General features: G+C 69.0%; 11 protein-coding genes. 6 read left to right on the forward strand and 5 right to left on the reverse strand.

Annotated elements, in window-relative coordinates:
- Window positions 1-11: 11 nt before the first annotated feature.
- The 3 genes from dnaK to hrcA all read right to left on the reverse strand — a co-directional run bounded on the left by dnaK (window position 12) and on the right by hrcA (window position 3,677).
- On the reverse strand, window positions 12-1,931 hold the full coding sequence (gene dnaK / locus G582_RS0101475; RefSeq protein WP_028838321.1) for a molecular chaperone DnaK: 1,920 nt from the start codon (window positions 1,929-1,931) through the stop codon (window positions 12-14).
- A gap of 111 nt (window positions 1,932-2,042) precedes the next feature.
- Window positions 2,043-2,546: a nucleotide exchange factor GrpE gene (grpE, locus tag G582_RS0101480; RefSeq protein WP_028838322.1), complete on the reverse strand. Its 504-nt coding sequence runs from the start codon at window positions 2,544-2,546 to the stop codon at window positions 2,043-2,045.
- Window positions 2,547-2,627: 81 nt separating this feature from the next.
- Window positions 2,628-3,677, reverse strand: a complete 1,050-nt coding sequence (gene hrcA, locus G582_RS0101485; protein ID WP_028838323.1) for a heat-inducible transcriptional repressor HrcA — start codon at window positions 3,675-3,677, stop codon at window positions 2,628-2,630.
- Between the two features lie 76 nt (window positions 3,678-3,753).
- Here hrcA and recN point away from each other — a divergent pair, with 76 nt between their 5' ends.
- From recN to G582_RS0101515, 6 genes are all read left to right on the forward strand, one after another.
- Window positions 3,754-5,412: a DNA repair protein RecN gene (recN, locus tag G582_RS0101490; RefSeq protein WP_028838324.1), complete on the forward strand. Its 1,659-nt coding sequence runs from the start codon at window positions 3,754-3,756 to the stop codon at window positions 5,410-5,412.
- Between the two features lie 37 nt (window positions 5,413-5,449).
- Window positions 5,450-6,460, forward strand: a complete 1,011-nt coding sequence (locus G582_RS0101495) for an amidohydrolase family protein (RefSeq protein ID WP_028838325.1) — start codon at window positions 5,450-5,452, stop codon at window positions 6,458-6,460.
- On the forward strand, window positions 6,457-7,731 hold the full coding sequence (kynU, locus tag G582_RS0101500; RefSeq protein ID WP_028838326.1) for a kynureninase: 1,275 nt from the start codon (window positions 6,457-6,459) through the stop codon (window positions 7,729-7,731). The genes G582_RS0101495 and kynU overlap by 4 nt, the downstream gene beginning before the upstream one ends.
- A complete protein-coding gene (locus G582_RS0101505) occupies window positions 7,721-9,067 on the forward strand; it encodes an FAD-dependent oxidoreductase (protein WP_028838327.1) in 1,347 nt (448 codons plus the stop codon). The genes kynU and G582_RS0101505 overlap by 11 nt, the downstream gene beginning before the upstream one ends.
- A gap of 165 nt (window positions 9,068-9,232) precedes the next feature.
- Window positions 9,233-10,681, forward strand: coding sequence for an exodeoxyribonuclease I (gene sbcB, locus G582_RS0101510; RefSeq protein WP_028838328.1), 1,449 nt, complete (start codon window positions 9,233-9,235; stop codon window positions 10,679-10,681).
- Window positions 10,682-10,716: 35 nt separating this feature from the next.
- Window positions 10,717-11,256 carry a DUF2939 domain-containing protein gene (locus G582_RS0101515; RefSeq protein WP_028838329.1) on the forward strand — a complete coding sequence of 180 codons (540 nt, stop codon included), beginning with the start codon at window positions 10,717-10,719 and terminating at the stop codon, window positions 11,254-11,256.
- 35 nt (window positions 11,257-11,291) lie between these two features.
- Here the strand turns inward: G582_RS0101515 and G582_RS17035 are convergent, their stop codons facing one another.
- Window positions 11,292-12,653 (reverse strand): O-antigen ligase family protein, encoded by a 1,362-nt coding sequence (locus tag G582_RS17035; protein ID WP_169380533.1) that lies wholly within the window; start codon window positions 12,651-12,653, stop codon window positions 11,292-11,294.
- A gap of 96 nt (window positions 12,654-12,749) precedes the next feature.
- The gene (locus tag G582_RS0101530; protein WP_028838331.1) at window positions 12,750-13,166 is read right to left on the reverse strand and encodes a hypothetical protein; all 417 of its coding nucleotides are present in this window, start codon (window positions 13,164-13,166) and stop codon (window positions 12,750-12,752) included.
- Between the last annotated feature and the right edge of the window lie 70 nt (window positions 13,167-13,236).

Raw genomic sequence — 13,236 nt, forward strand, 5'->3', positions numbered from 1 at the left:
CTGCCTGGCGATCAGGCCTTCTTGTCGTCGTCCTTGACCTCGGTGAACTCGGCGTCCACCACGTCGTCGGCCGGCTTGCCGGCATCACCGGCGTCGCCCTGTGGCTGGCCGGCCGCCGCTGCGGCTGCGAACAGCGCCTGGCTGGCTTCCTCCAGCGCCTTGGCCTTGGCTTCGATCTGGCCCTTGTCGTCGCCCTTCATCGCCGTTTCCAGCTCGGCGATGGCACCCTCGGCGCGGCCGATCGCATCGCCCGGCAGCTTGTCGCCATTGTCCTTGATGGTGCTGCGGGTAGCATGGATCAGGGCGTCGGCCTGGTTGCGCGCGGTGACCAGCTCGTGGAACTTCCTGTCCTCGTCGCGGTTGGCTTCGGCGTCCTGCACCATCCGCTGGATCTCGTCGTCCGACAGGCCCGAACCGGCCTTGATCTCGACCTTCTGTTCCTTGCCGGTCTTCTTGTCCTTGGCGGTGACGTGGACGATGCCGTTGGCGTCGATGTCGAAGCTCACTTCCACCTGCGGCATGCCGCGCGGCGCCGCGTCGATGCCGGTGAGGTCGAACTTGGCCAGCGACTTGTTGTAGCGGGCCTGCTCGCGCTCGCCCTGCAGCACGTGCACGGTCACGGCCGACTGGTTGTCCTCGGCGGTGCTGAACACCTGCGAAGCCTTGGTCGGGATGGTGGTGTTCTTCTCGATGATCTTGGTGAACACGCCGCCCAGGGTTTCGATGCCCAGCGACAGCGGAGTGACATCGAGCAGCAGCACGTCCTTGACGTCGCCGGCCAGCACGCCGCCCTGCACCGCCGCGCCGATGGCCACCGCTTCGTCCGGGTTGACGTCCTTGCGCGGCTCCTTGCCGAAGAACTCGGCCACCGCCGCCTGCACCTTCGGCATGCGGGTCTGGCCGCCGACCAGGATCACCTCGGTGATGTCGGAGGCGCGCAGGCCGGCGTCGTTCAGTGCCACGCGGCAAGGCTCGATGGTGCGCTTGACCAGGTCATCGACCAGCGCTTCGAGCTTGGCCCGGGTCAGCTTGATGTTCAGGTGCTTCGGGCCCGACGCATCGGCGGTCACGTACGGCAGGTTGACGTCGGTCTGCTGGTTGGACGACAGCTCGATCTTGGCGCGCTCGGCGGCGTCCTTGAGGCGCTGCAGGGCCAACGGGTCCTTGCGGAGGTCGACGCCGTCGGACTTCTGGAACTCTTCCACCAGATAGTCGATCACGCGGTTGTCGAAGTCCTCGCCGCCCAGGAAGGTGTCGCCGTTGGTGGCCAGCACCTCGAACTGCTTCTCGCCGTCGACGTTGGCGATCTCGATGATCGACACGTCGAAGGTGCCGCCGCCGAGGTCGTACACGGCGATCTTGCGGTCCTTGGCGTCGCCCTTGTCGAGGCCGTAGGCCAGCGCGGCCGCGGTCGGCTCGTTGATGATGCGCTTGACGTCGAGGCCGGCGATGCGGCCGGCGTCCTTGGTGGCCTGGCGCTGGCTGTCGTTGAAGTAGGCCGGCACGGTGATGACCGCCTCGGTGACCGTTTCGCCCAGGAAGGCTTCGGCGGTCTTCTTCATCTTCTCCAGCACCTTGGCGGAGACTTCCTGCGGGGCCAGCTTCTTGCCGTCCACCAGCGACACCCAGGCATCGCCGTTGTCGTGCTGGATGATCGAGTACGACACCAGGCCGATGTCCTTCTGCACCTCGGCGTCGGTGAACTTGCGGCCGATCAGGCGCTTCACCGCGTAGAAGGTGTTCTTCGGGTTGGTGACGGCCTGGCGCTTGGCCGAGGCGCCCACCAGCACTTCGCCGTCCTTGGTCCAGGCGACGATGGAGGGGGTGGTGCGATCGCCCTCGCTGTTTTCGATGACGCGGGCCTTGCCGCCTTCCATGATGGCGACGCAGGAATTGGTGGTGCCCAGGTCGATGCCGATGATCTTGCCCATGACGATTTCCTCTTGAATCCGATGTCTGGTGGCGGCGTGCGCCGATGATTGCTATCTGGGGATGCCGCGCCGGCCTTCAAGAGCCGCGCAGCGGGGCGAACCCACGCCGTTTCAGTCGTGCTTGGCCACGATCACCAGCGCCGGGCGCAGCAGCCGCCCGTTGAGCAGGTAACCCTTCTGGAACACGGTGATGACGTGGCCCGGGGCCACGCCCGCGGATTCGCCCTGGCTGATCGCCTGGTGGTGTTCGGGGTTGAAGGCCTGCCCATCGGGGTCCAGCACTTCCATGCCGTTCTCGCCCGCGACCTTGAGGAGCTGCTTGTAAGTCAGCTCCAGGCCCTGGCGCAGCGCGCCGGCGTCCGCGCCGGCTGCAGCCAGGCCCGCGTCCAGGCTGTCGAACACCGGCAGCAGGTCTGACAGCAGGCGCTCGTTGGCGAACTTGCGGGCGCTGTCGATGTCCCGGGCCAGCCGCTTGCGCTGGTTCTCCAGGTCGGCGCGTTCCAGCAGCGATTGCGCCCGAAGTTGCTCCACTTCGGCGCGCAGCGCCTCCAGCTCGTCGTGTTGCGCCATCTCGTCGGCGCCTTCGTTCACTTCCTGCGTCGGGTCGTTGCTCATGTCCACGAATCGATCTGCGACGGGATGCCGCTTCCGACTCCGGCTATGGGGCCGCGGCCCCCGCGATTCAAGACACGGCGTTCAGGGGGCGGGGTCCAGCGCCGCCCCCAACGCCGCCGCGGTGGCCTCCACCACCGGGATGACGCGCTCGTAGGCCATCCGGCTGGGACCGATGACGCCCAGCACCCCCAGCACCTGGCCGTCGCGGCCATAGGGCGCACTCACCAGAGACATGCCTTCCAGCGGCGCCAGCCCGGTTTCCTCGCCGATGAACACACGCATGCCCGGCGCTTTCGCGGTGCGTTCCAGCAGCTGCAGCAGCTCGCGCTTTTCGGCGAAGGCCTCGAACAGCGCCCGCAGCCGGTCCAGGTCACCCAGTTCCTGCAGTCCCAGCAGGCGGGTCTGCCCGGCCACCAGCATGTCGTCCTCGCGCGCCGGCGCGAACGCCTGCCCGGCCAGCGCCAGCGAACTGGCCAGCAGCCGCTCCATCTCGCTGCGCGCATCGCGCAAATCGCGCAACAGCGCGGCGCGGATCACGGTCAGCGACTGCCCGGCAAAATGGGCGTTCAGGTAGTTCGCCGCCTGCTCCAGTTCCGACGGCGAGAACGCCCGGCGCACCTGCACCACCCGGTTCTGCACCTCGCCATCGGCGAACACCAGGATCGCCAGCACCCGCTGCGGGTCCAGCATCACGAAATCGATCTGGCGAAAGGCGAAGCTCTCGCGGCTGGGCACGCTGACCATGCCGGCGAAGTGGGTCATCGCCGCCAGCAGCTCGGAGGTGCTGCCCAGCAGTGCCTGCGTGCCGGCGCCGGCGGGCAGCCCGTTGCGCAGGCGGTCGATGTCCGCCGCCGCCAGCGGCTTGACCTGCAGCAGCGCATCCACGAACAGGCGATAGCCCTGGGCCGTGGGGACCCGCCCGGCCGAACTGTGCGGCGCCGCCAGCAGGCCGGCATCTTCCAGCGAGGCCAGGATGTTGCGGATGGTGGCCGGGCTGACGTCCAACCCCGAATGCTTCGCCAGCGTCTGCGAACCAACCGGCTCGCCATCGCGGATATGCCGGGATACCAGCGTGCGCAGCAGCTGGCGCGCGCGCGGGTCAAGGGCGATGTCGGGCCGGCGGCGTTCCATGCACAGGTTGTAAGCGCAGGCCGGCGCACATGCAACCGCTACCGGCCGTCGACGTGCGCAGGCACAATGCGCAGCCATGCTGACCCGTCTTTCGATCCGTGATTTCGCCGTCGTGGCCCATGCCGAGCTGGACTTCGGCACGGGCCTGACCGTCGTGTCCGGTGAAACCGGCACCGGCAAGTCGCTGCTGGTGGATGCGCTGGGCTTCCTGTCCGGCGCCCGCGGCGATGCCGGTGCGGTTCGCCACGGCGCGCAGCGCGCCGAGCTGTCGGCCGAGTTCGCGCTGGACGACTGCGCCGCCGCCCTCGCCTGGCTTCAAGACGCCGAACTGGACGACGACGGCGCCTGCCAGCTGCGCCGCACACTGCGCGCCGACGGCGGCTCCAAGGCGTGGATCAACGGCCGCAGCGTCACCATCGCCCAGCTGGCCGAGCTGGCCGCGCTGCTGGTGGAAATCCACGGCCAGCACGCCCAGCAGGCGCTGCTGGTGCGGCCGCAGCAGACCCGCCTGCTGGACGATTTCGCCCGTCATCCGGACCTGCTGGCCGCCACCGGCGAATCGGCGCGGCGCTGGAAGGCATTGCAGCAGGAACGCGACGCCCTGCTCGCCCGCGGCGACGTTGCCGAGCGTCAGGGCTGGCTTCGGCACCAGCTGGAGGAACTGCAGGCGCAGCCGCTGGAACCCGCGGTACTGGCCGAACTCGACGCCAGCCATCGCCGCCAAGCCCACGCCGCCTCGCTGATCGCCGCCTGTGACGCCGCGCTGGACGCGCTGGGTGGCGACGACGCGCTGACCGGCCGCCTGCAGCAGCTGCGCAACGGCCTGCAGCGCGAAACCGCGCACGAGCCGCGCCTGTCGGAAGTCGATGCGATGCTCGACTCCGCCGCGATCCAGCTCAACGAAGCATTGACGCTGATGCAGCGCATCCGCGACGACCTCGACCTGGATCCCGACGCGTTGGCCGAAATCGAGCGCCAGCTCGTCCGCGTGCAGGATCTGGCACGCAAGCATCGCCTCACCCCGGACAAGCTCGCCGCGCACCGCGACGCGCTGGCCACGGAGCTGGAGTCACTGGCCGATGCCGATGCGCGCCTGCAGCGCCTCGACCGCGACATCGCCGCGGCGCTGGCGGACTGGCGCGCAGCCGCCGCTGCCCTCGCCGCCTCCCGCCGCAAGGCGGGTGACACGCTGGGGGCTGCCATCACTGCGCTGATCGGCGAGTTGGGCATGCAGGGCGGCCGCTTTGAAGTAGCGCTGGAGGCCAGTGCCAGCGACAACCCCGATGCCAACGGCAGCGAGCGGGCCGAATTCCTGGTCTCGGCCAATCCCGGCCAGCCGCCCCGTCCATTGCGCAAGGTCGCCTCCGGCGGCGAACTCTCGCGTGTTTCGCTGGCCATCGAAGTGGCCACGCAGGGACAGGACGCGGCCGCGACGCTGGTGTTCGACGAAGTGGATGCCGGCATCGGCGGTGCGGTGGCCGCCGCGGTCGGCGCCAAGCTGCGCGCGCTGGGGGCATCGAAGCAGGTGCTGTGCGTGACCCACCAGCCGCAGGTCGCCGCCGCCGGCCACGCGCAGTACCGCGTCAGCAAGGCCGCGCAGGACGGCATCACCCAGTCCTCGGTGGCCGCGCTGGATACCACCGGGCGCGTGGACGAGATCGCCCGCATGGTGGGCGGTGCGGATGTCAGCAAGGAAGCCCGCGCCGCTGCGAAGAAGCTGCTGGACGGTCACTGAGCTCAACCAGCCCATGCATTGGCCCTAGAATCGGGCCATGCTCAAGATCGACACCCACGCCCACTACCTGCCGCGCGACTGGCCCGACCTGGCCGCGAAATTCGGCGACGCCCGCTTCCCGGTGATCCACCATGGCGATGACGGCCGGCATCGGATCTACAAGGACGGCAAGTTCTTCCGCGAGATCTGGCCGAAGACCTGGGACCCGCAGATCCGCATCGACGACTACGCCGGCTTCGGCGTGCAGGTGCAGGTGCTGTCCACGGTGCCGGTGATGTTCAGCTATTGGGCCAGGGCGCACCAGGCGCTGGAGCTGCACAAGTCGCTCAACGACCACATGGCGCAGACCTGCCGCGACTTCCCGCGCCATTACGCCGGCATCGGCACGGTACCGCTGCAATCGCCGCAGCTCGCCGTGCGTGAGCTGGAGCGCTGCATGGACGAACTGGGCCTGCAGGGCGTGCAGATCGGCAGCCATGTCGAAGCCATGAACCTGGACGCGCCGGAGTTGTTCGAATTCTTCGAGGCGGCCAGCGAACTGGGGGCGGCCATCCTCGTGCACCCCTGGGACATGATGGGCGCCGAGTCGATGCCGAAGTACTGGCTGCCCTGGCTGGTCGGCATGCCGGCGGAGCAGTCGCGTGCCGCCTGCTGCCTGGTCTTCGGCGGCGTGCTGGAGCGGCTGCCGAAGCTGCGCATCGCGCTGGCCCACGGCGGCGGCAGCTTCCCCTACACCATCGGCCGGATCGAGCACGGGTTCAACATGCGCCCTGACCTCGTCGCCACCGACAATTTCCGCAATCCGCGCGAGTACCTGAAGCGGCTGTACTTCGATTCCTGGGTGGCCGACGACGCCGCGCTGCGCTACCTGCTCGAAGCCTGCGGCAGCGACCGGGTGATGCTGGGCACCGATTATCCGTTCCCGCTGGGCGAGCAGGTGCCGGGCGAAGGCATCGAACGGCTGGGCTTGGACGACGCGCAGCGCGCACGGCTTTACCACGGCACCGCGCTGGAATGGCTGGGCCTGTCCGCATCGAGGTTTGCATGACCGAGCTTTACACCGACCACCACGCGTCCGCGCTCGATGCAGCCGACCCGCTGCGCCACTTCCGCGACGAGTTCCACCTGCCGCTGCACGACGGCGCGCCGCAGGCCTACTTCGTCGGCAACTCGCTGGGCCTGCAGCCGAAGGGCGCCCGCGCGCACGTCGAGGAAGTGCTGGACAAATGGGCGCGCGAGGCGGTGGAAGGCCACTTCACCGGCAGCGCGCAGTGGATGCCCTACCACGAACTGGTGCGCGATCCGCTGGCCCGCGTGGTCGGCGCGCAGCCGTCGGAAGTGGTGGCGATGAACTCGCTGACCGCCAACCTGCATTTCATGCTGGTCAGCTTCTACCGCCCGACCCCCGAGCGCCCGGTGCTGCTGATGGAGGCCGGGGCGTTCCCCTCCGACCGCTACGCGCTGGAATCGCAGCTGCGTTTCCATGGCTTCGATCCGGCCGAGGCGCTGATCGAAGTCCAGCCGGACAACGCCGACGGCACCTTCTCGATGGCCGCCATCGAGCGCGCCATCGCCAAGCATGGCCCGCGGCTGGCCACCATCGTCTGGCCCGGCGTGCAGTACCGCACCGGGCAGGCGTTCGACCTGAAGGAAATCGCGCGGCTGGGGCATGCGGCCGGCGCGGTTGTGGGCTTCGACCTCGCCCACGGCGTCGGTAACCTGCCGCTGCAGCTGCACGACGCCGGCGCCGACTTCGCGGTCTGGTGCCACTACAAATACATGAACGCAGGCCCCGGCGCGGTGGCCGGCTGCTTCGTCCATGAACGCCATGCACGCACCGACCGCCCGCGCTTCGCCGGCTGGTGGGGCAACGATGCGTCGGTGCGCTTCAGGATGGGCCCGCAGTTCTCGCCCACGCCCGGCGCCGACGGCTGGCAGCTGTCCAACCCACCGATCCTCGGGCTGGCTCCCCTGCGCGCCTCGCTGGAGCAGTTCGATCGCGCCACGCTGCCGGCGCTGCGGGCGAAGTCGGAACGGCTCACCGGCTACCTCGAGCAGCTGATCGACGCCGACCTGCGCGACGTGCTGCAGGTGGCGACGCCGCGCGACCCCGCGCAACGCGGTTGCCAGCTCTCCATCCGCGTCATCGGCGGCCGTGAGCGCGGCCGCGAACTATTCGACGTCCTCGCCGCACGCGGCGTGCTCGGCGACTGGCGCGAGCCGGACGTGATCCGCATCTCGCCGGTGCCGCTGTACAACAGTTTCGCCGACGTGCTGCGCTTCGCCCGCACCGTGAAGGAGTGGCGCGATGGGCGCTGAGCGCGAGATCACCATCATCGGCGGCGGCCTGGCCGGCGCCCTGCTCGCCATCCTTCTGGCCCGGCGCGGCTGGTCGGTGGACGTGTTCGAGCGGCGCGGCGACCCGCGCGTGGACGGCTATGCCGGCGGCCGCTCGATCAACCTCGCGCTGGCCGAACGCGGGCTGCACGCACTGCGTCAGGCCGGCGCCGACGACGCGGTCCTACAGCAGGCGGTGATGATGCGTGGCCGCTACGTGCATCCGCTGCAGGGCGAGCCCGGCCTGCAGCGCTACGGCCGCGACGATTCGGAAGTGATCTGGTCGATCAACCGCGGCGAGCTGAACATCGTACTGCTGACCATCGCCGAATCCCACGGCGCGCGCGTGCACTTCGACCACGCACTGGAGCGGGTGGACTTCATCGACCGCATCGCCACCTTCCGCCACCACGAGCAGCAGGTGAAGCGGCCGTTCCAGGCGCTGGTCGGCGCGGACGGCGCCGGCTCCACCCTGCGCGCGGAAATGGCGAAGGTGCAGCCGCTGGGCGAGCGCACCGAATGGCTGGACCACGGTTACAAGGAACTGGAAATCCCGCCGGCCGCCGACGGCGGCTTCCGCATCGAGCCCAACGCGCTGCATATCTGGCCGCGCGGCCACTACATGTGCATCGCCCTGCCCAACGACGAGCGCACCTTCACGGTGACGCTGTTCATGCCGCATGCGGGCAGCTATCCCAGCTTCGAGCAGGTGCAAAACGGCGACGATGCGATGGCGCTCTTCCAGGCGCAATTCCCGGACACCCTGCCGCTGATCCCCGCGCTGCGCCACGACTACGACGCCAACCCGGTCGGCAGCCTCGCCACGCTCTACCTCGACCATTGGCACATGGGTAGCCACGCGGTGCTGCTGGGCGATGCCGCGCACGCGATGGTGCCCTTCCACGGCCAGGGCATGAACTGCGCGTTCGAGGACTGCGTGGCGCTGGCCGAACACCTGGAACGCGCGCCGGCGCTGGGCGATGCATTCGCTGCGTTCGAGGCCGAACGCAAGCCAAATGCCGAGGCGATCCAGAAGATGGCGCTGGAAAACTACATCGAGATGCGCGACAAGGTGGACGATGCCGAGTTCCTGCTCCAGCGTCAGCTCGAACTGGCGCTGCAGGAAAGGCATCCCGGCCGCTTCGTGCCGCACTACGCGATGGTCACCTTCATGCGCATTCCCTACGCCACCGCCCTGCACCGCAGCGAGGTGCAGCGCGGAATCCTGGTCGACGCAACACGCGGCCTCGTTTCATTGGACGACGTGGACTGGGCGGCGGTGGACGCGGCGGTCGTGGCGAACCTTGAACCGCTCTAGGAAGGAATCGGCCGCGACGGCGAGACCGCCGGGCGCTTGCGCAGCCACATTCGAGCGGCGGAGCGAGCGTCCGGCGGCAGGCTCCGGCGCACGCGGGGAGCCAGCTCTTCCGCACTCCACCACGACGCTGTATGCCCATCTGCGCGGGCATGACGAGCAGGAAACATGACCGCCAGCTTCCTCTTCTACGACCTCGAAACCTTCGGCACCGACCCGCGCCGCAGCCGCATCGCGCAGTTCGCCGCGATCCGCACCGACCTTGAACTGAACGAGATCGATGCGCCGGTTGACGTGCTGGTGCGGCCTGCCGACGACCTGCTGCCCTCGCCCGGCGCCAGCATGGTCACCGGGCTGACGCCGCAGGCCCTGCTGCGCGTTGGCGTCAACGAAGCCGCCGCGTTTGCCCGCATCGCCGATGAAATGGGCCAGCCCGGCACCTGCAGCGTGGGCTACAACTCGCTGCGCTTCGACGACGAATTCGTCCGCTACGGCCTGTACCGCAATTTCTTTGATCCCTACGAACGCGAATGGCGCAGCGGCAATTCGCGCTGGGACCTGCTCGACGCGCTTCGGCTCATGCACGCGCTACGGCCGGACGGCATCACCTGGCGCCAGCGCGAGGACGGCAAGGGCACCAGCTTCCGCCTCGAGCACCTGGCCGAGGACAACGGCCTGCGCGAAGGCATGGCGCACGAAGCCCTGAGCGACGTGCGCGCGCTGATCGGAGTGGCTCGCCGTTTCAAGCAGGCCCAGCCACGATTGTGGGACTACGCGCTGCGCCTGCGCGACAAGCGCTTCGCCGCCTCGCTGCTGGACACGGTGGCGATGACGCCGCTGCTGCATGTCTCGCAGCGCTACCCCGCCGCACGCCTGTGCGCCGCTCCGGTGCTGCCTCTGGCACGGCATCCGCAGATCGATTCGCGGGTGGTGGTGTTCGATCTCGACGCCGATCCGGAACCGCTGCTGGCGCTGGAAGCCGACGCCATCGCCGCGCGCCTGTACGTCCGCCAGGAGGATCTGCCCGAAGGCGAGCTGCGCATTCCGCTGAAGGAAGTGCATACCAACAAGTGTCCGGCGCTGGTCCGCTGGGACCACCTGCGCCCGGACGACTTCGCCCGGCTCGGCGTCGATGTCGCTGTGGCTGAAGCGCGCGCGGAACGCCTGCGCGCAGCGGGGCCGGCGCTGGCGGAAAAAATCCGCCGCGTGTTCGCGCGCGAACGGCCTGCCACGCCGGTCGACCCGGATGCCGCGCTGTACGACGGCTTCCTCGGCGATGGCGACAAGCGGCTGTTCGCCCAGCTGCGCGGAACGCCGCCGCAGCTGCTCGGGCGCGCCAGCTTCGCCTTCCGCGACCCGCGCCTGCCCGAACTGCTGTTCCGCTACCGCGCACGCAACTGGCCGGAAACCCTGCTGCCAGCGGAGCGCGCCGACTGGGACGCCTATCGCCACCGCCGGCTGCTGACCGACGCCGGGCTGTCGGAACTGACGCTGGCGCAATACCGCGAGGACATCGCCCGGCTGCGCGAGGCGCACGCCGGGATCCCCGACCGGTTGGCCCTGCTCGACCAGCTCTCGGCCTGGGGTGACCAGCTCGCCGCCGGGCTGGGCGGCTGACCGCTACACTGAGACAGGACTTCCGGAGCCGCGCCGTGTCGAAGAAGCTGAAGTGGATCCTGGCCATCGCCATCGGCCTGCTGCTGGCCCTGTTCGCGTATGCGGCGGCGGGCCCCTATCTGGCCGTCAACGGCATCCGCAACCTCGTCGCCAGCAACCGGTACGACGAGCTGTGGCGTTTCGTCGACTTCGACCGCCTGCGTGAGGACCTGCGCCCGCAGGTGCAGGAACGCATCGCCCGCGGCATCATCAGCCACGTCGGCTCGGGCCAGACCGGCAAGGCGGTCGGCGAACTCACCGCGATGGTGGCGAAACCAGCGGTCGACGCGATGGTATCGCCACAGGGCATCGCCACCCTGCTCACCGGCAGCGCGCTGGTGCGGGAGCTGACCGGCAAGGCCGAAGCGGACGGCAAGGCACGCGCCGCGGATCCGCTGCAGGGCGCGGACACCCGCTTCGAATCGATTTCGCTGTTCACCGCGACTGTCGCCAACGCGGAAGGCAAGCCGGTGGTATTCGAATTCCACCGCGATGGACTGTCGTGGAAGCTGGCGGGACTGCGCCTGCCCGAATAGTCAGCCGAACCGGCCGCATGGCGGCACGTGACGCGTCAATCGTTGCCGATTCCGGCAACGCGGTCGCGGCGGAAAGTGCGCGGGCGTGCATCGGCGAGGCAGGCCAGCATCAGGCCAGCCAGCGCGCCGGTTGTCGACATCAGCGCGAGCGTACGCAGGGGATAGTCGGCCCAGGAATGCGCCAGCACCGCGCAGATGGCAGCGAAACAGCCGGCCGCCAGCGCGGCGCTACGACCTTCGCTGCGGACCAGACGCCAGCCGCAAACCGCCAGCAGCGCCAATACCAGCGCCAGCACCGTCATCCCCGCCCAGCCGGTGGCCAGCCACCACTGCGCATATTCGTTGTGCGCGTGGTTGACGTAGTTGGCCAGCTGCAGCTGCGGCGGCGCCGCCTGCGCGAATACCGGCACGAACGCGCCGATGCCGGCGCCAAGCGGCGCCTGCGCCTGGCCTGCCCTGAGCGTGGCGGCGGCCATGACATGGCGCAGCTCCTCCGCCTGATCGACGGCCATCCATCCCATCGCCGCGTGCCCGCCGACCACGGCCAGCACCACCACTGCCATCGCCAGTATGGTGGAACGACGGCTGCGACCGATTTCGCGCAGTCGCAGCGCACCGGTCAGCAGCAACGCGATCGCCAGCGCCGGCAGTGCGATCGCCATGCCGGCACGCGAAGTGGACAGCGGCACCATCAGCAGGAAGAACCCCGCCAGCCCCAGGTACCACCAGCGCCGGTGCGGGTGGGTCTGCCCGCTACGCGCCCGCAGGCGGGCTTCCGCAGCCAGACCCACCGCCAGCACCATGCCGATGATGCAGGCGGTCGCCTGGTGGTTGGTATTGGCCAGCAGGCCGCCGAAGCCGGCATCGAAATCCTGATAAAGCCGCAGGGCGCTGTCGCGCGGCAACCCGGCCTGGAAGAACGCGAATATCACGTTGATCGCCAGCAGCACCAGTACCGCCTGCAGCAGTCGGCGTCGCTGCGAGCCGGTCAGCGCCGCCGCGGCGAGGAAAGCCGCCAGCGCCGGCAACAACGCCCACAGGCCCTGTTCGGTGGCGAACGGCGCCAAGCTCCAGTGCGGCGTCGCTTGCACGCCGGCACTGGCCAGGTCGGCCTGCAGCATCTGCCGTGCCGGAGCAGCCGTTCCGCCCCCGATCGGAAGCAGCTGCAGGATCGGCAACAGCAGGATCAGGCCCGCCACCGCGATGCCCCAGCCCACCTGCGGTGACGCGCCGTCTTCAGCCAGTGCGGCGACTGCGAGCAGCAGCACCGGCAACGCCAGCAGCTGCAGCCATTCGTCGATGGCAGTGTTGTCGGCAGTCACGCCGCCGCCCAGCCAGCAGGCGGTCAACAGGATGATGGTAGCGGGCAGCAACAGGCGACGGACGGACTCTGGCATCGTCGAATGGATTCCGGTGGCGGAGAAAAAACGAAACAGGGCAGGTCTTTCGACCTGCCCTGTTCTGTCAAGCATAAAGCGCACGAGGCGCCGGCATCAGAAGTGACGGATGCCGGTGCTGAGCGGACCGTTCGGGGTCTTGTCTTCGTTTTCGATCACGCCAGCCGCGACCAGAGCGGAAATCGCGATGATGCCGGCATTCATGGCCGAGCTGCCGCCGGTCTTGCCGGGGATCGCGTTGCACTCGCTCGGAACGGTGTAGACACCCGGCTGGTCGAGCTTGATCTTGCAGCCGTTGCCATATGCAAGGAAGCCGCTGGAACCGGCGTTGACCATGACCTTTTGACCGGCAGCCAGCACCTGGCCGCTGTTTGCCGAGGCGTATTCGCCACCGGCGCTGGTCATGATCGAACCACTGTCGACCTGCAGCGTGGCGCTGACGGGTTCTTGGGCAAACGCCGGGGTGGCGAATGCAGCGGCGGCAGCGAGCAGTGCGGCGGCGATCTTGGTCATGGCTTCATCCTTGTGGCTATGGGGGCGGGGGAAGATCCCTCCGTCTCGAGGGTATCGGAAACTCCGGATC

This window comes from Thermomonas fusca DSM 15424, from assembly GCF_000423885.1.
Taxonomy (GTDB): Bacteria; Pseudomonadota; Gammaproteobacteria; order Xanthomonadales; family Xanthomonadaceae; genus Thermomonas; species Thermomonas fusca.

Excerpts from the sequence above, each read along its gene's own strand:
- G582_RS0101530 (WP_028838331.1), bottom strand. The coding sequence starts at position 13,166 with ATGACCAAGATCGCCGCCGCACTGCTCGCTGCCGCCGCTGCATTCGCC.
- dnaK (WP_028838321.1), bottom strand. The coding sequence starts at position 1,931 with ATGGGCAAGATCATCGGCATCGACCTGGGCACCACCAATTCCTGCGTC.
- sbcB (WP_028838328.1), top strand. The coding sequence starts at position 9,233 with ATGACCGCCAGCTTCCTCTTCTACGACCTCGAAACCTTCGGCACCGAC.
- G582_RS0101505 (WP_028838327.1), top strand. The coding sequence starts at position 7,721 with ATGGGCGCTGAGCGCGAGATCACCATCATCGGCGGCGGCCTGGCCGGC.
- hrcA (WP_028838323.1), bottom strand. The coding sequence starts at position 3,677 with ATGGAACGCCGCCGGCCCGACATCGCCCTTGACCCGCGCGCGCGCCAG.
- recN (WP_028838324.1), top strand. The coding sequence starts at position 3,754 with ATGCTGACCCGTCTTTCGATCCGTGATTTCGCCGTCGTGGCCCATGCC.
- G582_RS17035 (WP_169380533.1), bottom strand. The coding sequence starts at position 12,653 with ATGCCAGAGTCCGTCCGTCGCCTGTTGCTGCCCGCTACCATCATCCTG.
- G582_RS0101495 (WP_028838325.1), top strand. The coding sequence starts at position 5,450 with ATGCTCAAGATCGACACCCACGCCCACTACCTGCCGCGCGACTGGCCC.
- grpE (WP_028838322.1), bottom strand. The coding sequence starts at position 2,546 with ATGAGCAACGACCCGACGCAGGAAGTGAACGAAGGCGCCGACGAGATG.
- kynU (WP_028838326.1), top strand. The coding sequence starts at position 6,457 with ATGACCGAGCTTTACACCGACCACCACGCGTCCGCGCTCGATGCAGCC.